The 23,447-nt window shown below is 54.0% G+C and carries 22 protein-coding genes and 1 riboswitch; of the genes, 10 read left to right on the top strand and 12 right to left on the bottom strand.

The annotated features are described in order from the left end of the window. Positions 1–5: 5 nt before the first annotated feature. The 5 genes from mntP to manX all read right to left on the bottom strand — a co-directional run bounded on the left by mntP (position 6) and on the right by manX (position 4,258). On the bottom strand, positions 6–578 hold the full coding sequence (gene mntP / locus ACT3RT_RS01820; RefSeq protein ID WP_485901167.1) for a manganese efflux pump MntP: 573 nt from the start codon (positions 576–578) through the stop codon (positions 6–8). 10 nt (positions 579–588) lie between these two features. Beyond that, positions 589–781: riboswitch (yybP-ykoY riboswitch) on the bottom strand. 216 nt (positions 782–997) lie between these two features. After that, positions 998–1,456 (bottom strand): DUF986 family protein, encoded by a 459-nt coding sequence (locus ACT3RT_RS01815; RefSeq protein WP_496199976.1) that lies wholly within the window; start codon positions 1,454–1,456, stop codon positions 998–1,000. Positions 1,457–1,521: 65 nt separating this feature from the next. Further along, positions 1,522–2,379 (bottom strand): PTS mannose transporter subunit IID, encoded by an 858-nt coding sequence (locus tag ACT3RT_RS01810; protein WP_353502497.1) that lies wholly within the window; start codon positions 2,377–2,379, stop codon positions 1,522–1,524. A gap of 11 nt (positions 2,380–2,390) precedes the next feature. Then, the gene (locus tag ACT3RT_RS01805) at positions 2,391–3,191 is read right to left on the bottom strand and encodes a PTS mannose/fructose/sorbose transporter subunit IIC (RefSeq protein WP_034791285.1); all 801 of its coding nucleotides are present in this window, start codon (positions 3,189–3,191) and stop codon (positions 2,391–2,393) included. 95 nt (positions 3,192–3,286) lie between these two features. After that, a complete protein-coding gene (gene manX / locus ACT3RT_RS01800) occupies positions 3,287–4,258 on the bottom strand; it encodes a PTS mannose transporter subunit IIAB (RefSeq protein ID WP_353502496.1) in 972 nt (323 codons plus the stop codon). Positions 4,259–4,867: 609 nt separating this feature from the next. On the opposite strand from manX, the gene ACT3RT_RS01795 reads away from it, so the two are divergent. Then, on the top strand, positions 4,868–6,427 hold the full coding sequence (locus ACT3RT_RS01795; protein WP_353502495.1) for a TerC family protein: 1,560 nt from the start codon (positions 4,868–4,870) through the stop codon (positions 6,425–6,427). Between the two features lie 75 nt (positions 6,428–6,502). Here the strand turns inward: ACT3RT_RS01795 and ACT3RT_RS01790 are convergent, their stop codons facing one another. The 4 genes from ACT3RT_RS01790 to pabB form a co-directional block, all read right to left on the bottom strand. After that, positions 6,503–8,083: an EAL domain-containing protein gene (locus ACT3RT_RS01790; protein WP_353502494.1), complete on the bottom strand. Its 1,581-nt coding sequence runs from the start codon at positions 8,081–8,083 to the stop codon at positions 6,503–6,505. 341 nt (positions 8,084–8,424) lie between these two features. Next, entirely contained in the window at positions 8,425–9,789 is a 1,365-nt protein-coding gene (locus ACT3RT_RS01785; protein ID WP_034791278.1) for an L-serine ammonia-lyase, read from the bottom strand. 224 nt (positions 9,790–10,013) lie between these two features. Beyond that, the gene (locus ACT3RT_RS01780) at positions 10,014–10,613 is read right to left on the bottom strand and encodes a CoA pyrophosphatase (RefSeq protein ID WP_353502493.1); all 600 of its coding nucleotides are present in this window, start codon (positions 10,611–10,613) and stop codon (positions 10,014–10,016) included. After that, a complete protein-coding gene (gene pabB / locus ACT3RT_RS01775; RefSeq protein WP_496202597.1) occupies positions 10,613–11,989 on the bottom strand; it encodes an aminodeoxychorismate synthase component 1 in 1,377 nt (458 codons plus the stop codon). The genes ACT3RT_RS01780 and pabB overlap by 1 nt, the downstream gene beginning before the upstream one ends. A 190-nt stretch (positions 11,990–12,179) precedes the next feature. On the opposite strand from pabB, the gene ACT3RT_RS01770 reads away from it, so the two are divergent. Continuing rightward, on the top strand, positions 12,180–12,359 hold the full coding sequence (locus ACT3RT_RS01770) for a YoaH family protein (RefSeq protein ID WP_034791275.1): 180 nt from the start codon (positions 12,180–12,182) through the stop codon (positions 12,357–12,359). 95 nt (positions 12,360–12,454) lie between these two features. Here ACT3RT_RS01770 and purT read toward each other — a convergent pair whose 3' ends face one another. Beyond that, positions 12,455–13,633, bottom strand: coding sequence for a formate-dependent phosphoribosylglycinamide formyltransferase (purT, locus tag ACT3RT_RS01765; protein ID WP_496202410.1), 1,179 nt, complete (start codon positions 13,631–13,633; stop codon positions 12,455–12,457). A 226-nt stretch (positions 13,634–13,859) separates the two neighbouring features. Between purT and cspE the strand changes: the two genes are divergently transcribed. From cspE to ACT3RT_RS01745, 4 genes are all read left to right on the top strand, one after another. Continuing rightward, the gene (cspE, locus tag ACT3RT_RS01760) at positions 13,860–14,069 is read left to right on the top strand and encodes a transcription antiterminator/RNA stability regulator CspE (RefSeq protein ID WP_034791273.1); all 210 of its coding nucleotides are present in this window, start codon (positions 13,860–13,862) and stop codon (positions 14,067–14,069) included. Positions 14,070–14,289: 220 nt separating this feature from the next. Then, positions 14,290–15,672: an ATP-dependent RNA helicase DbpA gene (gene dbpA / locus ACT3RT_RS01755; protein WP_485901156.1), complete on the top strand. Its 1,383-nt coding sequence runs from the start codon at positions 14,290–14,292 to the stop codon at positions 15,670–15,672. Positions 15,673–15,835: 163 nt separating this feature from the next. Continuing rightward, complete coding sequence (gene yebF / locus ACT3RT_RS01750) at positions 15,836–16,201, top strand: protein YebF (RefSeq protein ID WP_496199981.1); 366 nt, start codon at positions 15,836–15,838, stop codon at positions 16,199–16,201. A 148-nt stretch (positions 16,202–16,349) separates the two neighbouring features. Then, positions 16,350–18,404: a S9 family peptidase gene (locus ACT3RT_RS01745; protein ID WP_353502489.1), complete on the top strand. Its 2,055-nt coding sequence runs from the start codon at positions 16,350–16,352 to the stop codon at positions 18,402–18,404. 64 nt (positions 18,405–18,468) lie between these two features. Here ACT3RT_RS01745 and exoX read toward each other — a convergent pair whose 3' ends face one another. After that, positions 18,469–19,131 (bottom strand): exodeoxyribonuclease X, encoded by a 663-nt coding sequence (gene exoX / locus ACT3RT_RS01740; protein WP_485901150.1) that lies wholly within the window; start codon positions 19,129–19,131, stop codon positions 18,469–18,471. A 669-nt stretch (positions 19,132–19,800) separates the two neighbouring features. Here exoX and pip point away from each other — a divergent pair. Further along, on the top strand, positions 19,801–20,754 hold the full coding sequence (gene pip / locus ACT3RT_RS01735; protein ID WP_485901148.1) for a prolyl aminopeptidase: 954 nt from the start codon (positions 19,801–19,803) through the stop codon (positions 20,752–20,754). A gap of 34 nt (positions 20,755–20,788) precedes the next feature. Here pip and ACT3RT_RS01730 read toward each other — a convergent pair whose 3' ends face one another. Beyond that, positions 20,789–21,019 carry a DNA polymerase III subunit theta gene (locus tag ACT3RT_RS01730; RefSeq protein ID WP_353502486.1) on the bottom strand — a complete coding sequence of 77 codons (231 nt, stop codon included), beginning with the start codon at positions 21,017–21,019 and terminating at the stop codon, positions 20,789–20,791. A 385-nt stretch (positions 21,020–21,404) separates the two neighbouring features. Here ACT3RT_RS01730 and ftnA point away from each other — a divergent pair, with 385 nt between their 5' ends. From ftnA to copD, 3 genes are all read left to right on the top strand, one after another. After that, positions 21,405–21,911 carry a non-heme ferritin gene (gene ftnA / locus ACT3RT_RS01725; protein ID WP_034791262.1) on the top strand — a complete coding sequence of 169 codons (507 nt, stop codon included), beginning with the start codon at positions 21,405–21,407 and terminating at the stop codon, positions 21,909–21,911. 219 nt (positions 21,912–22,130) lie between these two features. Further along, positions 22,131–22,517 carry a copper homeostasis periplasmic binding protein CopC gene (gene copC / locus ACT3RT_RS01720; protein ID WP_396130920.1) on the top strand — a complete coding sequence of 129 codons (387 nt, stop codon included), beginning with the start codon at positions 22,131–22,133 and terminating at the stop codon, positions 22,515–22,517. Between the two features lie 3 nt (positions 22,518–22,520). After that, positions 22,521–23,405 (top strand): copper homeostasis membrane protein CopD, encoded by an 885-nt coding sequence (gene copD / locus ACT3RT_RS01715; protein WP_496202409.1) that lies wholly within the window; start codon positions 22,521–22,523, stop codon positions 23,403–23,405. Positions 23,406–23,447: the final 42 nt, after the last annotated feature.

Genomic DNA, 23,447 nt, shown 5'->3' with positions numbered 1-23,447 from the left:
GCTTCTCAGCTCAGATAGCCTAAGTGCTCCAGCAGGATGTTGCAGCCAATACCAATCAGCACCACGCCACCCAGCACTTCGGCCCAGCGCCCTAACAGCGGGCCGATAAAGCGTCCTAAGAGAATGCCGATGGTCGCCATGAGGGTGGTGGCCAGCCCGATAGCCAGCGCGGTATGGATAATATTCACCTGCAGGAAAGCCAAGCCGACGCCGATGGCCATAGCATCTAGGCTGGTGCCAATGGCGGTGGCGGCCAAAATCCAAAAGCCGTGGCGGCTTTGCGCGGTGGCTTCTTCCTGCGGTTTATTCTTCAAACCTTCCAGAATCATGCGCGCGCCCAGAATGAACAGCAGGGTGAAGGCGACCCAGTGGTCCCACGCCATAATATATTTGCTGGCGACCAAGCCAATGCCCCAACCAATCAGCGGGGTGATAGCTTCGATGATGCCAAAGATTAAACCGGTGCGCAGTGCTTCACGAAAGTGAGGGCGGTGCAGGCTGGCGCCTTTGCCTATCGACGCCGCAAAGGCGTCCATCGACATACCGAAAGCCAGAATCAGTGTTGCGGATAAGTTCACGAGTGTTACCTCGGCCGGGTGTTTCCATATACACGTAACCCACCCCCAACCTTACGACGGAGCTACGCGTCTATGGTCTCGCCAACCTCACGGCTGCTCGCACCACGTTTTATTTCAAAACGAGTATGTTGATACGAGCGTTTTCACATCTATTGTGCAAGACAATGGATGCAAAAACCGGCTACTCCCCAAATGACGGCGCAACCTTAACATAATATTTTAATTGATAACAACAACAAATAATTTAGGGTTTAGCATTCTCAAAGATAATGATTTTCATTAAGTACCCGCACTGATCATATTGATTGGATAATAAACTCACAAATTGTGGAATTAAACATCAATAACAACTCTACGGGTAATTGGCGTTATTTAAATATAATGCTATTAAATATAGCCAATAGCATAAATTACGTAACTTATTGATGTTCAATCATTAAATTATAGATGTTCTGCAAGTCGTCTAACTGGCTCACCCTTATTAACAGCTTGCGTTGTTCCAGTTCGATCACTAAAACGCCATCCTCTGAGAGATTCATGGATTTGATTCGGTCATAGGTGATAAATGCATTGGCGTAGTAAAAGCCTGTCGATTTAAACAACATTTTTGGCCAGCGGATAAACGAGATATAGAAAGCAATCAGCGCCAGACCTATTAATAAGTAGTTGGTGATCGGTGTGCCCTGAGCATTCACATTGTTATAAAGCAGGATGGCCAGCAAGCCAATAAAGATAATGCAATCAATCTTGTTACGGCGGCGCAGGTTGACGCGCAGCAGCGTTTTCCCTTTGTTAGATCCCATCAGGAATTCGTCGTAAATGGCGTAGGCCAGAAGCAGAAGGGCGAAGACGGCGAGGACGATATCAGTGAGGGACATGCAAACTTCTCCAGCGTGAAAGCATAAAAAAGCCGGGGGATAGGCTCCCCCGGCTTAGTGATTACTTAAAGGCCTAACAGGCCAATCCAGTAACCGAAGATACCAATGGCGAAGAAGCCAATGATGATCCACAAGGCGTTAACTTTACGGCGTAACAGCCACATACAGCCGAAGGTCAGCAGCAGTGGAACCAGACCCGGCATCAGCTGGTCGAGAATGGTCTGAACGGTAGTCACCGTGGTTTTACCGGTTTGGTCGGTAATGGTCGACACCACCAGCGGTATGTTGACGTGCGTCCACTTGTTAACCAAGGCCCCCATGACAAACAGGCCGAGAATTGACGCCCCCTCGGTCAGTTTTTGCAGGAAGCCGCCGCCCATATCGTTAACGATATCGACACCTTTTTTGTAGCCATATGCCACGCCGTAGTAGCGAGTCAGCAGGCGTACAAGGTTAAACAGGACGAAGAACAGCAGTGGACCCAGCAGGCTGCCGCTCATCGCGATACCCGCGCCAAGGGCGGCGAATACCGGGCGAACAGTACCCCAGAAGATTGGGTCACCCACGCCAGCCAATGGACCCATCAGACCGACTTTCAGGCCGTTGATGGCCGCGTCGTCGATAGGTGCGCCGTTGGCACGCTGCTCTTCCATCGCCAACGTTACGCCCAGAACAGGTGCCGCAACGTAAGGATGGGTGTTAAAGAACTCTAAGTGGCGTTTGATGGCCGCTTTACGATCATCGTTGTTCTCTGGGTAGAGACGACGAATGGCCGGAACCATGCAATAACAGAAACCCAGTGCCTGCATACGTTCAAAGTTCCATGAACCCTGGAACAGGTTCGAACGCATGAACACACCGCGAATGTCGCCTGGCGTTAGTTTCTTTTCAGGAGTTTGGCTAACTGCAGTTTGATCAACCATTTCTCTCACCCTTAATCTAATTCGTTATCGAGATCGTTAACACCCTGTGCTGGCCCAGCCGCTTGCGCAGACTTGTTGTATTTCGGGCTCAACTGGATGTACAGCACTGCCATAACCACACCAATCACACCCAGGGCAACCAGGTTGAAGTTGGTGAAAGCAGCGGTGACGAAACCGAGGTAGAAGAACGGCATCAGGTAACCGGCGCGCATCATGTTGATGACCATCGCATAACCGACGACCACAATCATACCGCCCGCAATGTTCAGACCGTTGGTCACAACAGCAGGGATAGATGCCAGCATTTCCTGAACCACTTCGGTACCAACAGACACGGCAACGATCACGGCAGGGATGGCGATACGCATCGCTTGGAGTACCAACGCCGAAACGTGGATCCAGGAGATAGCGCGCAGGTTGCCGCGTTCTGCCGCACTGTCAGCCGCGTGCTGGAAGGCAACGGTGATGGTACGAACGATGATGGTAAGAACCTGACCCGCCGCTGCCAGTGGGATAGCAAGGGCAATACCCGCGCCAACCGACTGACCACCGGCAATAACCAGGATGGTTGAAATGATGGAGGCGAGGGCGGCATCGGGCGCTACTGCCGCACCGATATTCATCCAGCCAAGGGCAATCATTTCCAGCGTACCACCGATGATGATCCCGGTTTTAACATCACCAAGAACAAAACCGATTAAGGTACAAGCCACTAAAGGACGGTGGAACTGGAATTCATCAAGGATGGAACCCATCCCCGCAATACATGCAACAATAAATATCAGCACAATCTGTAGTGTGGTGATCTCCATTGCACTTCTCCTATGACAAAAGGACTCTGAGTAAAATAAGCTCATCAGAAACAGATTATTTGTTAAAAATCTGTCGCTTTAATTCGCTGAGTTTATTAATTCATTTTATTAATGAGATCCATCATCTTCAGGCGACTGTCAGAAGAGACTTTACGCACCTCAAGCTCGATACCCTTGGCGTTCAATTGCTTGAAAGCTTCAATATCTTTTTCATCGACGGAAACGGCGTTATTAACCTGAGTTTTACCTTGACGGAATGCCATACCACCAATGTTAACCGACGTAATATTTACCCCACCTTCAACAACGCGCAGAACATCTGTCGGGTTGGTAAATAAGAGCATAACGCGGTCGCCGGCATATTTTGGGTTGTCGTAAACGCGAATGGCTTTAGCCACATCGACGACGTGCGCCGTCACGCCAGGAGGAGCAACCTGCGTCAACAATGTCTTACGGACATGGTCGGCGGCTACTTCGTCACTGACGACGATGATGCGGTTAACGTTGGTTTCTTTGGTCCAGCGTGTCGCAACCTGACCGTGAATTAAACGGTCATCGATGCGAGCCAGGCCAATTTTCATGTGATCATTCGGGCCTGTTGGACGCGCTGGCGCGGCCGCTTTAGGTGCCGAAGCCACAGGTTGAACAGCGGCTGTTTCTGTTTCTGGTTCAGGAGTTTTCAGCGCTTTCACGCCAACACGCCCGGTTTCCACCGCAATGGCGACCAGTTCAGCAAACGAAGGGTTGTCGTCACGCGCCATGAAGGTTTCCGCCAGCATAGGGATATTCACCCCAGTGACCACTTCATAATTCTCTTTGTCGACGACAATTCGGCTGGCGGCATTAAACGGACTGCCACCCCAGGTATCTACTAAGAAGAGCACGCCGCTGCTGGTATCAAGTCCACCCAGTTTTGCCGTGTATTTCTCAATTAATGTTTCAGCATTTTCGCCGGGAACGAAATCAATAAAGGCGACGTTATCCTGTTCGCCTAAAATCATTTCCGCCGTTTTCAGCAGCTGTTCGGCTGCTGACCCATGCGTGCCGATGATAATAGCAATACTCACTCGCTACCTCCTCTGTTAACCCTTAAGGTTATGCACATAAGTGTGGGTGCTCATTAAATTCGACACTTTTGTTACCCGTGACGAATGTTGCTGTTCTTGCGCGCGGTCCATTGAGAGACGACTCAGAACCTTCGTGCTTTTCAGTCTTTAATTTCTGATAAACAACAAGAAGCGTGCATTGCAGAACCTCAACAGGTTGTGCGACCGGATTTATTTTAGTGTGTGAAAAAATAAATTATGTGACGACTGTCTGCTATTGAACGACGTATGATGAATGAGTTATGTCATTGCATACAAAAACAGCATAGTGGAAGTGGAATACTCTGGAGCCAAAAACATTCTTTTCCGAATAAATGATTCCTGATAGAGTTGCTTTCCCAATAATTGCACAGGAGTATCGGGCCTCAGCCCTCCCTATGGACTGTCACCGACGTCACTTATCCTCTTTTTCCTTCTTTTCTCAGTATTCCGGCAATTTCGCCTATTCAGGTCGGATTAATGCCGCATTGAAATCGTTTACTCAGATCACCACTGATCTCAACCACCGGACCAGTTCTGGCGGGAACGTCTTGCGTCTTTTTTCTCATTCTGTGAATCACGGGGCCTAATATGGAATTTTTAATGGACCCATCGATTTGGGTCGGTCTACTGACACTGGTCGTGCTGGAAATTGTTCTCGGCATCGACAACCTGGTTTTCATCGCCATCCTGGCTGACAAGCTGCCGCCAAAGCAGCGCGACAAGGCCCGTATTATCGGCCTGTCACTGGCGCTAATTATGCGCCTCGGCCTGCTGTCACTGATTTCATGGATGGTGAAACTCACCACGCCGCTGTTCAGCATCGCGCAATTTAGTTTCTCCGGGCGCGACCTGATCCTGCTGCTGGGGGGGATATTCCTGCTATTTAAAGCCACGACTGAACTGCATGAGCGGTTGGAAGGGCAGCAAAGCCACGGCGGTAATAACCGCGGTTACGCCAGTTTCTGGTCGGTGGTGGCGCAAATAGTGGTGCTCGACGCGGTATTCTCCCTCGACGCGGTGATCACCGCCGTCGGTATGGTGAATAACCTTGCAGTGATGATGACCGCGGTGGTGATCGCCATGGGCGTGATGCTGCTGGCCTCCAAGTCGCTGACGCGCTTTGTGAACAATCACCCGACGGTAGTGGTGCTCTGTCTGAGCTTCCTGCTGATGATTGGTCTTAGCCTGATAGCGGAAGGCTTTGGTTTCCATATTCCGAAAGGTTACCTGTACGCCGCCATTGGTTTCTCGATTCTTATCGAATTGTTCAACCAAATCGCGCGTCGCAACTTCCTCAAGAGCCAGTCGAATCGTCCAATGCGTGAACGCACGGCCGAGGCGATCCATCGCCTGATGGGGGGCAAAAGCCACCGTCATGAAGAAGAAGACGATCAACGTCAGACGCTGCCGAACCAAGAAACCTTCGCCGAAGAAGAGCGCCACATGATTAGCGGCGTGCTGACGCTGGCTTCGCGCTCTCTGCGCAGCATCATGACGCCGCGCGCGGATATCTCGTGGGTCGACTGCGAACGCTCTCCGGCGGAAATCCGCATGCAGCTGCTGGACACGCCGCACAGCCTGTTCCCAATCTGTCGCCACTCGCTGGATGACGTGATTGGCGTGGTGCGCGCTAAAGACCTGCTGGTGGCGTTGGAAAACGGCGAAAACATTGTCGCCTTTGCCGAAAAGACTGCGCCAATCGTGGTGCCGGAAACTATCGACGTCATCAACCTGTTGTCGGTTCTGCGCCGTGCGAGAGGCCGTTTGGTGATTGTCAGCAATGAATTTGGCGTGGTGCAAGGGCTGGTCACGCCTTTGGACGTGCTGGAAGCCATTGCCGGTGAGTTCCCGGACGAGGATGAAACCCCAGACGTGGTCGTCGATGGCGACGGCTGGATTGCCAAGGGTGGCACCGATTTGCACCTCTTGCAGCAGATCCTCGACACCTACGAGCTGGTCAGCCCAACTGACGACTACGCCTCGTTGGCCGGTCTGCTGTTAGCCCAGTCGGGACAGATGCCTGAAGTGGGGGAAATCATTGAGATCCCGCCGCTGAAATTCGAAATTATCGAACTCGCCGAGTATCGTATTGAGCGCGTGAAGATAACCAAGATTAAATCTGAGCATGATTGGCACGAGGCCGAATAACCTGTCAGGGTGATTCAGCAATAAAAACGGCGACTTCGGTCGCCGTTTTCTATTCTGCCCAGCCCAAAATCCTCCTTAGAAGGAAAATGGCGCGGCCAGTTGATTGTTCTGCTCATAGCGTTCAAGCCACTGCGGGAAGATATCTATCGGCATCGGACGGGCGAAGTAAAAACCCTGTAGCGCATCCACCTGGCGCTCGCGCAGGTAGTTGGCCTGCTCCAGCGTCTCCACCCCTTCGGCAATCAGTTTCAGCTTCAGGCGATGGGCCAACGTAATGATGGTGTCAGTCACCGTGGCGTTAATGGCGTCAGTGCCAATGGAAGCGGTAAAGGCGCGGTCAATCTTCAACACGTCAGGATTCAGTGCCTTGAGGTAGCTCAGCGAGCTGTGTCCGGTGCCGAAATCGTCAATCGCCAGCATCACTCCCATGGCTTTTAGCTTGGCTATATGCTGCGCGCTCAGCTCCTGCAGTCGGGTGCGCTCGGTCAGCTCCAGCATCAGCGAGACGTCGGGCTTGGCGGAAAGCCAGAGATCGCGGACGTCATCAATGATTTCCATATTGTGGAAGTGCTGCGCAGCGACATTGACGCTGATGTAGAAGTCTTCGCGTGGCGGAAAAAGGTGCAGGTTCTCACTCACCTGTCGCAGCAGGTAGCGCGTCAGCGGAATAATTAACCCATGCTGCTCGGCCAGCGGGATGAACAGCTCGGGCGACACCCACTCCTGGCGGCGGTTCTTCCAGCGCATCAGGGTTTCAACCCCGACGCAGGTGCCATTGGCGCTATTTATGATTGGCTGGCAATAGACCTGAAACTCGCGGTGGGAGATAGCATGGCTAATCGGATAACCCAGGCTGAGGCGGCTGGCGGACAGCAAATAGGTGGCGATGGCGACCAGCAGGCTGATAAGCAGTGATAGGGGCAGGTGAGAAGGGAGGTCGCCCCAGGCAATGGTGGTGGCGGTATCGCCATACAGCGAAATGGAGAAATCATTATGGGTGGAATAGGCCTGCACCACTTCATCACCGCCGAGCTTGCTGCGCGGCACAATGTGGTTTTTGTCGTATTCCAGGCTCTGATTGAGCACGTTAAGCACGATGCGATTGGCGTAAGGCGGCTGCGGCTCTAGCAGGAAATTCCCCAGAATGCCGATGTTATAGACAAACAGCACGCCGTTGCGATTATCGTTTTCTAACGGCTGCCACTGCACCAGCGTCGGGATGCTTTCTGGCGTCATGATCGAGTAGCGCAGCTGCACCCGCTTGTTGCCTAACGCCAGTTCGGGCAGTAGCTGGTTGAAGTCCACCTGTAGCGCACCCGCGAGGCTCGAACAGACGATTTTGCCATTTACCACCAAGGCAATGGCGCGCAGGGTTTGAATTCTCGCCACGGCGCGCTGCAAACCGATTTGCTGCTGAGCGCAGCCGGTACCCGCCACGATAAAGTCGCCAAACGAAACTTTTGTTGCAGGCTGTAGAAGGTTCTCCAGTTTTTGCACTGTGTGATTTGCCAGCCGCTGCTGATTCAAACTGATGGCCCGGCTCTGTTCGCAAATGCGAATACCTAGCGTCATGATCAGGGCGAAAAGGCCAATCGCGGCGGCGAAGGCCACGCGGTAGGAGCGATATTTTGCGAGCGCTATCGGTGAAAAAGGCATACTACTGCTCCTCAAATTCCGACAAAATGCGCGAAAGTGACGTTGTCACGGATGAATGCCCTTATCATGTCCACCATCGAAGATAGCGGCTTATTCGTTTTATGGGTTGGTGAACCAGAATAGCTGACGTAACACGTGTTTCAGTAATAACGCAGAATGCCGTAGCAGCCGCGGAGAATGCAAGAGGGTGAAATGAGTTTTTCCTGATATTACAGGGGGTTTCTGTTAATAGAGAACAAATGGCTGTGGAGTTTACTGAAGGGCAGATTTCATGCGGCCGCCTCTCGGTATTACTGCATAAAACCGAGGGCGGCCGGGGTAACTATCAGCGTTGAGGCAGGTTAATCACACTGTACTTTGATGGCCAAACCACCCCGCGAGGTTTCGCGGTATTTGGCATTCATGTCTTTGCCGGTTTCGTACATGGTTTCGATCACTTTATCCAGAGAAACGCGAGGCTCGCTGGTGCGGCGCAGGGCCATACGCGCCGAGTTAATCGCTTTCACCGATGCAATCGCATTACGCTCGATACAAGGCACCTGCACTTGCCCGGCTACCGGGTCACAGGTCAGGCCGAGGTTGTGTTCCATGCCGATTTCCGCCGCCACGCATACCTGCTCCGGGCTACCGCCGAGCAGTTCCGCCAGACCGGCAGCCGCCATTGAGCAGGCCACGCCCACTTCACCCTGACAGCCCACTTCCGCACCGGAGATAGAGGCATTCATCTTGTACAGAATACCGATAGCGCCGGAGGTGAGGAAGTAGCGCAAATAGATGTCTGGGCTAACGGATTCGATGAACTGGTCATAATAGGCCAAAACCGCCGGCACGATTCCGCAGGCGCCGTTGGTCGGCGCCGTCACCACGCGGCCACCGGCGGCGTTTTCTTCATTGACCGCCAGCGCGAACATATTCACCCAGTCAATGACGTTCATCGGGTCATTGGAGAGCTTATCGTTGGACACCAGCATCCGGCGCAGGGCAGGAGCGCGACGCGGCACGCGCAGCGGCCCCGGCAGCACGCCTTCGGTGTTCAACCCGCGATCGATACAGGCCTTCATGGTCTGCCAGATATTTTCGAAATACAGCTCAATATCCTGCTTGCTGTGCTGCGCCAGCTCGTTCTTCATCATCAGCGCAGACAGCGACAGGCCTGTCTCTTTGCACTTCGCCAGCATTTCGCTCGCCGAGTTAAAGGCGTAAGGCACGGTGACCTGATCCAGTACCGGCTGGCCGAAATGCTCATCATCGACGATAAAACCACCGCCGACCGAGTAGTAGGTTTTGCTGTACAGCAGCTTGTCGCCCGCAAAAGCGTGGATCTGCATGCCGTTTTCATGTTTAGACAGATTTTCATTGCGGAACACCATGCCGGTGTCCTGCGGGAAATCGACTTCGTGGTGGGTGTCGCCCAGCGGCAAACGGCGGCGCTGCTCGACATCGCGAATGAAGTGCGGAATGCCATCAATGTCCACGGTGTCAGGCTTGTTGCCCGCTAACCCGAGGATAATGGCGATATCAGTATGGTGTCCTTTACCCGTCAGCGACAGCGAGCCATAGACATCTACCGCAACGCGAGTGACGTCGGCCATCATGCCTTTTTCGAGCAGGTCATCAACAAACTGTTTACCCGCTTTCATCGGCCCCAGCGTGTGGGAGCTGGAAGGACCAATACCGACTTTGAACATGTCGAAAACGCTAATCACGTTGAATACTCCTGTTTTGGCCGATGGCACTGTCATGTGCATCATGCCCGGATAGATTTACTGTTTAATTAATCTTTAGCAGTGGATTATCGCAGTTTTATTCCGGACTTAACACACAGTGTAAAAGGCCCTGTGACCTAAAGTGGCTTTTTTCGCATGAAATAAAGTAATTTGATGCCGAAATGTGACCAATGTGTAAATTATGGCCACATCAAAAGAGGGGATTAGGCGCGAATTTGCTCCGCCAGACGGCGAATAATGGCGGCGGTCAGCCCCCAAACGAACTGCTGCTGATACCAGGAAAGGTAAACGCGATGGTGAGTGCCGGCGCGATGGATATCCAGCGGGTGATAGCGCGACAGGTTAAACGCCTCTTCCAGCGGCATCTCGAACAGCTCGGCCACTTCGTCTTCGCAGGGGTGCAGCGGCACATCTACCGGCAGCAGCCCGACCACCGGCGTGACCTGAAAACCCGTGCTGCTGTCGAGCGGGGCCAGCGTGCCGAGCACGTTGACGTCGCCGTAGGGGATGGCCACCTCCTCCTGAGCTTCACGCAGCGCGGTGAAGATAATAGAAGAGTCAGAGGCGTCTACCGCGCCGCCGGGGAAGGCGACCTGCCCGGCGTGCTTGCGCAGGCGGTCAGAGCGGCGGGTGAGCAGCAGCGTCGGCTGCTCGCGGCAGATGATCGGGATCAGCACCGCCGCCTGACGTTTCCCCGTCACCTTGGCTGGCGCAGAGGCCGGGAGTTGTAGTTGGAAACGGCGCACGAACTCTTCTACCGCAGGTGAATAACGCGGCATCTCGGTCGCTTTTTCAAGGCTCATCAATGCTTAGGTTCTCCCAGTTGAGGCAGAATTCGGGCCACTTTGTCGAAAGTCTCCTGATATTCCGCCTGTTCTACGCTGTCCGCCACAATACCACCGCCCGCCCAGCAATAAATGTGATCGCCCTCGGTCAATAGCGTGCGAATAGTTATGTTGCTGTCCATCGTGCCACAACAACTAATATAGGCGATGCTGCCGCAATAGGCGTTACGGCGATGCGGCTCCAGCTCCTCAATAATCTGCATGGCGCGGACTTTTGGCGCGCCGGTAATAGAGCCGCCGGGGAAGCAGGCGCGTAATAAATCACTGCCGTGGCATGCCGCCGGGAGGTCGGCGGTGATGGTGCTGACTAAGTGATGTACCGCCGGAAATGGCTCGACCACGAACAGCTCCGGCACTCGCACGCTGCCGGGGGTGGCGACGCGGCCAATGTCGTTACGCAGCAGATCCACAATCATCAGATTCTCCGCGCGATCCTTCTCTGACGCCGCGAGGCGCAGCGCCTGTTGGGCATCGGCCTGCGGATCGGCTAAGCGCGGCAGGGTGCCTTTGATCGGGCGCGTCTGCACGCGCTGGTTCTCCAGCCACAGGAAACGCTCCGGCGAGAGGCTCAGCACAGCGTTGTCCGGCAGACGAATAAAGGCTGAGAAGGGGGCACGGTTAGCGGCGTTCAGCGTCAGGAAGGCTTGCCACTCGTCCCCGGAATAGCGGGTGGAAAAACGTTGCGCCAGATTGATTTGGTAGCAGTCGCCGCTGTGCAGGTACTCCTGAATCTGGCGGAACTTCGCGCCATACTGCTCGCGGCTCATGTTGGCCTGCCAGTTGCCGTGCAGCGTAAATTCGCTGCTTTCCGCCGCCGGGGTCTGAGATTCAAGCCAAGCCAGACGCTGCTGAATGTCGCCGTGGCACACCAGCGTCAGGCGCTGCAACTGGTGGTCGGCAATCAGCGCCCAGTCATAAATGCCTACCGCCATGTCGGGCAGCTGAATGTCCTGCTCGGCAAGGTTCGGCAGGCTTTCCACGCGACGGCCCAAATCATAGCCGAACAGCCCCAGCGCGCCGCCGAGAAACGGCAGATCTTCGCGCGACTCGGCCCGCAGCCCTGAGTGCTGCAACTGCTGCTCTATAAGCAGAAAAGGATCCGCGTCGCTCACCTGAGTGCCTGCCGCGCTGGCAATCTCCGTGCTGTCGCCACGGGTGGTCAGCCGAATCAACGGATCGGCGACCAAAATATCAAAGCGATTATGGGCGTGCTCCGCCGCGCCGGAGTGCAGCAGCATGGCCCACGGCTGAGCAGAGAGCGGGGCGAACCGCGCCAGCAGGGCGTCAGGATGGTAAGGGAGCGTATGTAAACGGTAAGTCTGGGCAGGCTGCATGGATGGCTTCACGATGTCTGACGAATGGGCTGGAACAGGGGGCGATCCTAACATAGATTTACGCCCCTGAAAGCTGCATAGGCCAATGCAGCAAGAAGGAGTATACTGGCGGTCCTTCACGTTGTAGTGGCGCTTGAATGGCGACATTGCTGACCGTATTTCCCTCATGACCCAGAAACAGGACACTCCCATGCTGACAGGTATGCCTTCACTTTCACATAGCGAACAGGAACAGGCCGCCGACCGTATCCGCCAATTGATGGCCGACGGCATGAGCAGCGGCGAAGCCATTGCCACGGTGGCGGATGAAATTCGCACCAAGCATCAGGGCGACCGCGTCACCGTCATTTTTGATGACGAAGACGAATAATGCCGAGCCGGGCTGAGAAGCCGGGCGCAAGAGATAAAAAAACCGGGTCCTTCGCAGGCCCGGTTTTTTTGCATTCAACTTCAACAGAGAAAGGCTTAGCCCTTAACCACCACCGCCGCCGCGGCTTTCTTGGCGGTTTCGACGGCTTCTTCCACGCTGTCGCCAATGGACAGCGCCACGCCCAGACGGCGTTTGCCGCTGATTTCTGGCTTACCGAACAGGCGAACCTGATTCGAGCCAACCAAGGCATTTTCCAGCCCGCTGAAGGTGACGTTGTTGCTGGTCAGCTCTGGCAAAATCACCGCAGAAGCCGACGGGCCGAACTGGCGAATCTGGCTGATTGGCAGGCCGAGGAAGGCGCGCACGTGCAGGGCGAATTCTGACAAGTCCTGAGAAATCAGAGTCACCATGCCGGTATCGTGAGGGCGCGGGGAGACTTCGCTGAACACCACGTCATCGCCGCAGATAAACAGCTCAACCCCGAACAAACCCTTGCCACCTAAGGCTTTCACCACGCTTTCGGCGATATCTTTGGCGCGTTGCAGCGCCAGCTCGCTCATTTGCTGCGGCTGCCAGGATTCGCGGTAGTCGCCATCTTCCTGACGATGGCCGATTGGCGCGCAGAAGTGAATGCCGTCCACCGCGCTGATGGTCAGCAGGGTAATTTCGAAATCAAACTTCACCAGACCTTCCACAATCACGCGACCGCCACCGGCGCGACCACCCTGTTGGGCGTAGTCCCACGCCTGCTGTAATGCCGCTTCGCTGCGGATCAGGCTCTGGCCTTTGCCGGAGGAACTCATTACCGGCTTGATGATGCACGGATAGCCAATTTCATCGACGGCGGCGCGGAAAGCGGCTTCATCGTCGGCAAATTTATAAGTAGAAGTTGGCAGCTTCAGGGTTTCAGCGGCCAGGCGGCGAATGCCTTCGCGGTTCATAGTCAGGCGCGTGGCTTCGGCGGTCGGCACCACGTTGTGGCCCTGTTTCTCAAGCTCAACCAGCATGCTGGTGGCGATAGCTTCAATCTCAGGCACGATGAAATCAGGGCGTTCGCTCTCAATAAGCTGCTTCAGCGCCTCGCCGTCGAGCATGTTGATCACGTGGCTACGATGGGCAACCTGCATGGCGGGAGCATCGGCATAGCGGTCAACGGCAATCACTTCCAGACCAAGACGCTGGCATTCAAGGGCGACTTCTTTACCCAACTCGCCGGAACCCAATAACATGACGCGAGTCGCGCCGGTGCGCAGTGCAGTACCAATGGTTAACATAGCTTCGTACCCAGATCTGTGGTGGTTGAAAAGGTGTGCTGATGGCGCATTCATAGGCCAAATTCGCCGCCCTGTGAGCAGTTCGGGCGCATTATAACGGAAAAAAAAGGCGACGAAAACGATTGCGCGGCAAAGAGTGCGATTTGCGTGAGGCGGCTGAATATGCGTTAATATCACTGCACTCGCGATCGAGGCGGATGCTTTTAAAATAGTAAAGGATATAAAAATGAGTAAGTTAACTGGTCAGGTCAAGTGGTTCAACGAAAGCAAAGGTTTCGGTTTCATCACTCCGGCCGACGGTTCTAAAGACGTTTTCGTGCATTTCTCCGCAATTAACAGCGATGGTTTCAAAACGCTGGCCGAAGGTCAGAACGTTGAGTTCACCATTCAGGACAGCCCACGTGGCCCGTCCGCTGCTAACGTTGTTGCACTGTAAGTCTTACAGCAAAAACGCCTGAGCGTCTTGACCTCGGGGCAGTGACAGACAATCTGTCGCTGCACAGCATGAAAAACCCGCCTAGTGCGGGTTTTTTTGTGCATGACGTTCGCTGAGTAAGGCGGGCAGGCCGTCTCTCTGTTATCATTTAGCCCAAATCATGGCGCCGTTTTTTCCGTCGCTGCCCCGAATTTTCTGCCTTATATAAAGAGTTATCGCCTTGAGCACGCATTCATTCTCCGTCCTGCCACTGCCCGCCGAGCAGCTATCTAACTTGTCCGAGCTGGGTTATGCCGAAATGACCCCCATTCAGGCCGCGTCTTTACCGGCTATCCTGCAAGGGCAGGACGTCCGCGCCAAAGCCAAAACGGGCAGCGGTAAAACGGCCGCGTTTGGCATCGGGCTGCTGGATAAAATCACCGTTGGGCAATTCGTGACCCAGTCGCTGGTGCTCTGTCCAACCCGTGAACTGGCCGATCAGGTCAGCAAAGAGCTACGCCGTCTGGCACGCTTCACCCAGAACATTAAAATTTTGACCCTGTGCGGCGGCCAGGCCATCGGACCTCAGCTTGAGTCTCTGGTGCATCCCGCGCATATCATCGTCGGCACGCCGGGCCGTATTCAGGAGCACCTGCGTAAAGGCACGCTTAAGCTGGATCAGCTGAAGGTGCTGGTGCTGGACGAAGCGGATCGCATGTTGGATATGGGCTTTAGCGAAGATATCGAAGACGTAGTGAGCTACGCGCCGCAAGATCGCCAAACCCTGCTGTTCTCCGCCACTTATCCGGAAGGCATCGAGCGCATCAGCAACAAATTCCAGCGTCAGCCAGTGAAAGTTGAAATTGAAGGCGAAGATGACATTGCCGACATCAAACAAGTGTTCATTGAAACCGACCGCAACCAGCGTCTGGCGCTGCTCACGGCGGTACTGTATCAGCACCAGCCAGCTTCCTGCGTGGTGTTCTGTAACACCAAGCGCGACTGCCAGGAGATTTACGAAGCACTGGCAGGCAAGGGCATTAGCGCGCTGGCGCTAAATGGCGATTTGGAACAGCGCGACCGCGATCGTGTGTTGGTGCGTTTCTCCAACGGCAGTTGCCGCGTGCTGGTGGCAACCGACGTCGCCGCGCGCGGTTTGGACATCAAACAGCTGAGTCTGGTGATCAACTACGAGCTGTCGTTTGATCCGGAAGTCCACGTCCACCGCGTAGGCCGTACGGGCCGTGCAGGCACCAGCGGCTTGGCGGTGAGTCTGGTCACGCCGCAGGAAATGGTGCGCGTTCACGCGCTGGAAGATTACACCCGTCAGGCCGTGGTTTGGCAGCCTGCCGCGCAGGTCATGTCGGCAACGCCAGTGGCGCTGGACCCAGAAATGGCCACCCTGTGCATTGACGGCGGCCGCAAAGCCAAGATCCGTCCCGGCGATATTCTCGGTGCCTTGACGGGTGATGCCGGGCTGACGGCGGCAGAAGTGGGGAAAATCGATATGTTCCCGGTTCACGCCTATGTAGCGATTCGCCAGAAAAGCGCCAAGAAAGCCCTGCAACGCTTGCAGGAAGGCAAAATCAAAGGCAAAAGCTGCAAAGCCATTATCCTGCGATAAGCCAGCAGCCGAGAAATAAGTTCGCGCCGCCGCCATGTTAACGTTGTGTTATGATCTTGTCATGGATTAACATGTGCCTGTTAAATATGACCCTGCATTAAGCAAGGATATCGCTTAATGCAGCGTTCGGTCAGGGACAGAATCCGCATTCGGGAGGCGAAACGTGAACAAATTAATTCTTAGCGCAGTGGTGGCAGTAGCAGGATTGAGTGGCGCAGCGCAGGCCGCGCAGACCTCGGAGCAGCAAAGTCGGACCATAACCATCGCGCCTTGCAACAATGCCAGCAAGGATGAAGTGGCCGCTCTGGTAAAACGTGATTTTCTGCAAAACCGTATTACCCGTTGGGACGAAGATAAAAAACTGCTCGGCACCTCAACGCCGGTGGTGTGGATCTCCCCCGACAATATTACGGGCGATAGCGCCAACTGGAGCGTTCCGGTGAAAGCGCGCGGTAATCGCGCTGAGAAAACCTATCCGGTAACGCTTAACTGCCAGATTGGCCAGATCACCTACGGCACGCCGCACTAATTCTGCTTAAAGCGCCTCGGCACCTTGCTCGACGGCGCTTACTCTTGCTGTTTCCTGCTCCCCACCTCGCTTGCCCGCTTAATGCTTGGTTTCGCAAAATAAACCTGTCACTCTGCATAAACCTTCAAGAATATTGAGAGAAAGCCTGATGATCACACCTCCAAAGGCTGAAAAACGCCCTAAAACGCTATCCATCCACGGTGAAGACCGTGTCGATAATTACTATTGGCTGCGTGACGATGACCGCGCCAACAGCGACGTGCTGAGCTATTTGCAGGCGGAAAACGCCTATACCGAACAGGCGCTGTTACCCCATCAGGCGCTGCGCGAAACCCTGTATCAAGAGATGGTGGCGCGCATCGCGCAGCAGGACCACTCGGTACCTTATGTCAAACACGGCTATCGCTATCAGACCCGCTACGAGCCGGGCAATGAATACGCGATCTATCTGCGCCAGCCAGCCGCCGAGAGCGAGCAGTGGCAGACGCTGATTGACGGCAATGAGCGCGCCAGCGACAGCGAGTTCTACACGCTGGGCGGTCTGGATATCAGCCCGGACAACAAGCTGATGGCCGTCTCGGAAGATTTCCTCTCTCGTCGCCAATATGACATTCGCATCAAGAATTTGCAGGATGAGAGCTGGAACGATGACCTGCTGAAGAACACCGCAGGCAGCGAGTGGGCCAACGACTCCCAGACCCTGTATTACGTGCGTAAACATAAAAAGACGCTGTTGCCATATCAGGTTTACCGCCACACCGTCGGCACCGATCCGAAAAACGATCAACTGGTATATGAAGAGAAGGATGACACTTTCTACGTCGGTCTGGATAAAACCACCTCCGACCAGTATGTGATTATTCATCTCGACAGCACCACCACCTCCGAAGTGCTGCTGCTAGACGCCAACGACCCGCAGGCCAAGCCGCAGGTATTCGTGCCGCGCCGTAAAGACCATGAATACGGGCTGGATCACTATCAGGGCCATTTCTACATTCGCTCGAACCGCGACATCGCTGCGCCAAAAGACGGTAAAAACTTCGGTTTATACAAAAGCGCCGATAACAACGAAGCCAGCTGGCAGACGCTGATCGCCCCGCGCGAGGCGGTGATGCTGGAGGGCTTTAGCCTGTTCCGCGACTGGCTGGTGGTGGAAGAGCGCGAGCAGGGGCTGACCAACCTGCGCCAGATCCACTGGGCGACGGGTGAAGAGAAGTCCCTAAGCTTTGATGACCCGACCTATGTGACCTGGCTGGCCTACAACCCAGAGCCGGACACCTCGCTGCTGCGCTATGGCTACTCCTCAATGACCACGCCAAGCTCGCTGTTTGAGCTGAATCTGGACACCGGCGAGCGCAGGCTATTGAAGCAGCAGGAAGTGAAAGATTTCGACGCGGCCAACTACCGCAGCGAGCGCGTTTGGGTAACCGCGCGCGACGGCGTGAAAGTGCCGGTTTCGCTGGTATACCGCCGTGATACCTTCAAACCCAACAGCAACCCGCTGCTGGTTTATGGCTACGGCTCTTACGGCAGCAGTATGGACCCGGCATTTAGCGGCAGCCGCCTGAGTCTGTTGGATCGCGGCTTTGTCTTCGCTCTGGCACACATTCGCGGCGGCGCAGAGCTGGGCCAGCAGTGGTATGACAACGGCAAGCTGCTCAACAAAATGAACACCTTCCACGACTTCATCGACGTCACCAAAGAACTAGTGGCCGAGGGCTATGGCGAAGCCAGTCAGGTTTATGCCATGGGCGGCAGCGCCGGCGGCTTGCTGATGGGCGCGGTGATTAACCAGGCGCCGGAGCTGTATCGCGGCATAGTCGCGCAGGTACCCTTTGTTGACGTGGTGACCACCATGCTCGACGAGTCTATCCCCCTGACCACCGGCGAGTATGACGAGTGGGGCAATCCGAATGACAAAACCTACTACGACTATATTCTGCAATATAGCCCGTACGATCAGGTGAAGGCGCAGGATTACCCGAATATGCTGGTGACCACCGGCCTGCATGATTCTCAGGTGCAATACTGGGAACCGGCCAAGTGGGTGGCGAAGCTGCGTGAGTTGAAAACTGACGATAACCAGCTGCTGATGTATACCGATATGGATTCCGGCCACGGCGGCAAGTCGGGGCGCTTCAAGGCTTACGAAGACATTGCGCTGGAATATGCTTTTGTTCTGGCACTGGCGGGAAAGTCGTAATTCTATGAGTTAATAGCGCGGCCTTTTCGCAATGAAAGGGCCGCGTGACGTCAGCAAGTTCTTATTACTTCTCCAGAAAATGCTCAATGCTAAAGCGCATATCGCCGCTTAAATCTTTAATCGACTTCAACATCCAGCGCAGATAATCCGGGTCTTGCAGCGCGATATCTTCAATCTTCTGCCCGCGATACTTACCAAATTTCAGCGTCCGCAGCAGGGTCGGGCGGTTGCTTATCTCGACCATTTTCTCCGCGCTCCAGCCTGAATCGGCAATAATTCGCTTGAGCAGCGCGGCGGTGACATAGCAATCATACAGCGCGCGGTGCGGGTACAGGCCTTCGGGGACGGTGACGTCGAGCTTCAGGGCGTAGCGCAGATACTGATTGCTGTAGCGAATATTCGGATAGAGCGCCTGTGCCAGCTTCAGGGTGCAAATCCACTGCCCGTGCATCTCCGGCAGCACGCCGCGATCGAAAGCCGCATTGTGCGCCACGTAATACTGGCTGCCGTGATACTTGCCGATGACCGCCGCGATGCGCGGTTTGCCGTCGACCATCTCTTCGGTGATGTGGTGGATGGCCATGGCCTCATGGCTAATCGGCCGATCGGGGCTTATCAGGTCGCTCATCGGCTGCACGATCTCGCCGTCGATCAGGTCAACGGTGGCGATTTCAACAATGCCGCCGTCCAGGCCACAGGTTTCCGTATCAATTACCCGGAATGTCATACCGATTCTCCTGTTTGGTTCTTATTAATGAGCAAGCTTCTCAATGATCAAAGTGTAAAGGATAGGTGGCCCCTGACCAACCCTCCGCACTTTTCTGCGGATGGCCCTGTGCGGAGAACAACATGCCAGCAGATAGCGGTGATGGCGCTGACGCAGAGGGTAAATAAACAAAAAAACCCGCTATCAGCGGGTTTGTATCAATACGAAACGGTGTGACTTAAATGACTCAAGAAACCGTTAAGCGGCTGCCTTTTTGGCTTTCTTATCAGCTTTTTTCTCAGCTGGCGTTTTCAGCGGCTTCTTCTTCGCATTCTTTTTGCTATCCATTCCTTTACTCATGGTGGCTTGCCTCTCTAAAGCTAGTGGATTGGGTTGCTCACCTATTTACTGCTTAATTCGCTCAACTTGCAATAGCGGGCGGCGAGGTTTCGCTCAACGGCATGTTTCTATGCGAGTTATTGTTTTTTGACCTGCTCTTATGAGGAATTTTTTGCAGCGTTATGCCGTTTCTTTATACAACGGCGCTGATTTACTGTGCGACTGATTGAAAAAATGCATTTTTTTATTGTTAACAACATGTTGTTGATTGACCGGGTTAGCCTGATGCGCTGTTATGAGAAAGCGTAAATGAGAAATTGATATTCTGGACCTCAAAAAACAGGAAACGCCATGCCGAAATTGAAAGGTTTATATCCGCCAAGAGAGGCGTATGCCAGCGGGATGCTGGACACCGGCGACGGTCACCAGATTTATTGGGAGCGCAGCGGTAATCCGCAGGGCAAACCGGCGGTGTTTATTCACGGCGGGCCGGGCGGCGGCTGTTCCTCTGTTCATCGCCAGTTGTTTAATCCCAACGATTACGACGTCATGCTGTTTGACCAGCGCGGCTGCGGGCGATCCAAACCTCACGCCAGTCTGGACAACAACACTACCTGGCATTTGGTCGAAGATATTGAGCGTCTGCGCAAAATGGCGGGCGTGGATAAGTGGCTGGTGTTTGGTGGTTCTTGGGGCGCGACGCTGGCGCTGGCCTACGCCCAGACCCATCCCGAGCACGTCAGTGAAATCGTCCTGCGCGGCATCTTCACCCTGAGAAAGCAGGAGCTGCATTGGTACTATCAGGAAGGCGCGTCGCGCTTCTTCCCTGACAAATGGCAGCGCATGTTATCGATTTTATCGCCAGAAGAGCGGGGGGACGTCATGGCGGCTTACCGTAAACGCCTCACCTCCGACGACCGGGCCGTGCAGCTCGAAGCAGCAAAAATCTGGAGCCTGTGGGAAGGGGAGACGGTCACGCTGCTACCAACAGAAGACGCGGCATCCTTTGGCGAAGATGATTTTGCTCTGGCCTTCGCGCGCATTGAGAATCACTACTTCACCCATATGGGCTTTTTAGACAGTGACGATCAGCTGCTGAAGAACGTCGAGCGTATTCGGCATATTCCGGGGGTTATCATTCACGGGCGCTATGATATGGCCTGTCAGGTGCAGAATGCGTGGGATCTGGCGCAGGCCTGGCCGGAAGCTGACCTGCATATCATTGAAGGGGCGGGGCACTCGTTTGACGAGCCGGGCATTCTCGACCAGCTGATTCGCGCCAACGAGCGTTTCGCCCGCGCTTAAGGCTTCAACCCGCGCCTGCTGGCCGAGCTTAAGGCTACTTTTGCTTAGGTTCGTACGGCAGGCGTGAGTATTTGTGCGACTCTGCGCGATAGTGCGCCACGCGCTCGCGGAAGTAATCCCGCAGGTGTGCTGGCTGCTCGCGCTCGGCCATTTCCGCCACCACCGGCATGTTGTAGCGCTCTTTGAACGCCACGGCAGACGCGGCTAAATCAACGTTCACCTTATCCATCTCTTCTTTACTCAGATCAGCCAAATTCTTGTTCATTGATTTTCCCCAAAGCGAGCCTTGGCGCGCATTGTACTCGACCCAGCGCGTTGGGTGAATGTTCACAGCCCATTTTTAATCTGCTAATTAAATTCAGGTAATAAGAATCATTCTTAATTATTTTCGAAAATAAGGCGGGAAATAGCTTAAAAAGAAATAAATAAAGAATAAGAATGATTCTCTTTTAATATTTATATTCCCTGTGAATAATTCTCAATAAGATTTGAAGGAAATTTATAATTCGTTATTTATCAATGGATTATGTATTTTCTTTATTTATATCATTATTATTGTAAATAAGGTGTTTTTATTTTGTTCTACGATCGGCATAATGCGTGAAAATAATGAATTCATCCTGCTATTCGCCAATTTATGTGGAGCTATTATGCTTAAAAAAGAAATGATCGATCAGTTGAATGAACAACTGAATCTTGAGTTCTATTCTGCCAATTTATATCTGCAAATGAGCGCATGGTGCAGCGATAAAGGTTTTGAAGGTGCCGCCGCTTTCCTGATGCAACATTCGCAGGAAGAGATGGAACACATGCACCGCCTGTTCAAATACGTCAGCGACACCGGCGCTCTGCCACTGCTGGGTGCGATTGCCGCGCCGCCGGTGGAGTTTGAGTCACTGTCCGACGTCTTCCAGCAGACTTACGAGCATGAGCAGCACATCACCACCAAAATCAATGAACTTGCTGATCTGGCTATGACGCTGAAAGATTACTCTTCCTTCAACTTCCTGCAGTGGTACGTGGCAGAGCAGCATGAAGAAGAAACATTGTTCAAATCTGTTCTGGATAAACTGGGACTGGTTAGCAACACCGGCAATGGTCTGTTCTTCGTCGACAAAGATCTGAAAGGCATGGTCAACCAAGGTCCATCAGCCTAATTACTTCGTCGTCAAAAACGTCTGGTAATAAACCGCAGTAAGCTTCAGGGCAACCTGATAGCGCTGCGGTTTTTTTGTTTTTTCCTTGGGGCAAAAAGTGCCAAACTTCGGCTCTGCTTAACGATTCCCTAAACCATCCCTTAAATTTGACAGACTTGCAGGGCGACTTTGCGCTAAAGTTGCGGCGTTAAAATCCCTCAACCAGAAAGCTAAGGAAAAATTGTGTCGCAAAAATCCTCTTCTCTCTGCCGTATTTTGGCTACTTCCGCGGTGCTTGCTTTAGGTCTTATGTCACAACAGGCTCTGGCGCATGCTCACTTGAAAACTGAAACCCCGGCTGCCGATACCACCCTTAAATCTGCACCCACCGAGCTGACTCTGGGCTTCAGCGAAGGGATTGAACCTAATTTCAGCAAGGTCGCGCTGAGCGGTCCTGATAACAAAGCTATCGAGACGGGCAAACTGGCTCTGGCGGCCAACGACAAGACTCAGGCCATCGTGCCTCTGAATGCGCCTCTGAAGGCGGGCAAATACACCGTTTCATGGCACGTCGTTTCAGTGGATGGTCACAAAACTGAAGGGCAGTACAGTTTCACGGTGCAATAAGCCATGACTCTGGCCACTTTGTTTGTTCTGTGCCGGTTCTTCCATTTTGCCGCGGTGATGCAGATATTTGGCATCAGCGTGATGACGGGACTGCTGGCACCGAAAGGATTCGCAACAGGGTTGCTTAATCAGAATCATCGCTTGATGACCCTTTCGGTCGCGGTCGCCGCGCTAACGGCGGTTGGCATGCTGGCGATTCAAGCTGGATTGATGGGCAACGGCCTCGAGGATTGTTTAAACCTCAATGTCTGGTTATTGGTGCTGACCACCACCTTTGGTGAGGTCTGGCGCTGGCACCTGTTACTCACCGCGATTGCGCTGATGGTGTGGCTGATGGACTGGCTGCCGGGGCGGGTGATGCTGATGTTCTTAACCAGCACCGGCCTGCTGTTCAGCCAGGCATTGATTGGTCACGCGGCCATGAACGAAGGCGCGCTGGGCCTGTTGCAGCGCGGCAATCACACCTTGCACCTGCTAAGCGCCGCCTACTGGTTCGGTAGCTTACTGCCACTGTTAGGTTGCCTGCTTTACACCGAACGGGACGAGACGCGGCCTTACGCCATAGCGACGCTCATTCGCTTCTCAACCTGCGGGCACGTGGCGGTCGCGCTGGTGATCCTCACCGGGATACTCAACAGCGCCATTATTTTGCAACGCCTGCCTACCGACCTGTCGTCGCGCTATATCCAGCTGTTGCTGGTGAAAATCGCGCTGGTGATGGTGATGACCGGCGTGGCGATATTTAATCGCTATCGGTTAGTTCCGCTGATCCCGACCCAGCCGCAGTTGGCCTATCAGCGACTGGCTTCCGCCACCAAGCTTGAGTTAGTGCTATCGCTAGTGGTGATGCTGCTGGTCAGCTGGTTTGCCACGCTGTCACCGTTCTAAATTAGATAGCGGGGAAGGGCGACTCGCTTCGGCGTGATCACG

Origin of the sequence: Ewingella sp. AOP9-I1-14, assembly GCF_052375995.1 — a bacterium.
Taxonomy (GTDB): domain Bacteria; phylum Pseudomonadota; class Gammaproteobacteria; order Enterobacterales; family Enterobacteriaceae; genus Ewingella; species Ewingella allii.
This window is presented reverse-complemented; position numbering and strand designations above follow the sequence as displayed.

Coding starts and splice junctions, on each gene's coding strand:
- ACT3RT_RS01815 (WP_496199976.1), bottom strand. CDS start 1,456: ATGTCCCTCACTGATATCGTCCTCGCCGTCTTCGCCCTTCTGCTTCTG.
- ACT3RT_RS01810 (WP_353502497.1), bottom strand. CDS start 2,379: ATGGTTGATCAAACTGCAGTTAGCCAAACTCCTGAAAAGAAACTAACG.
- ACT3RT_RS01805 (WP_034791285.1), bottom strand. CDS start 3,191: ATGGAGATCACCACACTACAGATTGTGCTGATATTTATTGTTGCATGT.
- ACT3RT_RS01795 (WP_353502495.1), top strand. CDS start 4,868: ATGGAATTTTTAATGGACCCATCGATTTGGGTCGGTCTACTGACACTG.
- ACT3RT_RS01790 (WP_353502494.1), bottom strand. CDS start 8,083: ATGCCTTTTTCACCGATAGCGCTCGCAAAATATCGCTCCTACCGCGTG.
- ACT3RT_RS01780 (WP_353502493.1), bottom strand. CDS start 10,613: ATGAGCCTTGAAAAAGCGACCGAGATGCCGCGTTATTCACCTGCGGTA.
- pabB (WP_496202597.1), bottom strand. CDS start 11,989: ATGCAGCCTGCCCAGACTTACCGTTTACATACGCTCCCTTACCATCCT.
- ACT3RT_RS01770 (WP_034791275.1), top strand. CDS start 12,180: ATGCTGACAGGTATGCCTTCACTTTCACATAGCGAACAGGAACAGGCC.
- purT (WP_496202410.1), bottom strand. CDS start 13,633: ATGTTAACCATTGGTACTGCACTGCGCACCGGCGCGACTCGCGTCATG.
- cspE (WP_034791273.1), top strand. CDS start 13,860: ATGAGTAAGTTAACTGGTCAGGTCAAGTGGTTCAACGAAAGCAAAGGT.
- ACT3RT_RS01745 (WP_353502489.1), top strand. CDS start 16,350: ATGATCACACCTCCAAAGGCTGAAAAACGCCCTAAAACGCTATCCATC.
- exoX (WP_485901150.1), bottom strand. CDS start 19,131: ATGACATTCCGGGTAATTGATACGGAAACCTGTGGCCTGGACGGCGGC.
- pip (WP_485901148.1), top strand. CDS start 19,801: ATGCCGAAATTGAAAGGTTTATATCCGCCAAGAGAGGCGTATGCCAGC.
- ACT3RT_RS01730 (WP_353502486.1), bottom strand. CDS start 21,019: ATGAACAAGAATTTGGCTGATCTGAGTAAAGAAGAGATGGATAAGGTG.
- ftnA (WP_034791262.1), top strand. CDS start 21,405: ATGCTTAAAAAAGAAATGATCGATCAGTTGAATGAACAACTGAATCTT.
- copD (WP_496202409.1), top strand. CDS start 22,521: ATGACTCTGGCCACTTTGTTTGTTCTGTGCCGGTTCTTCCATTTTGCC.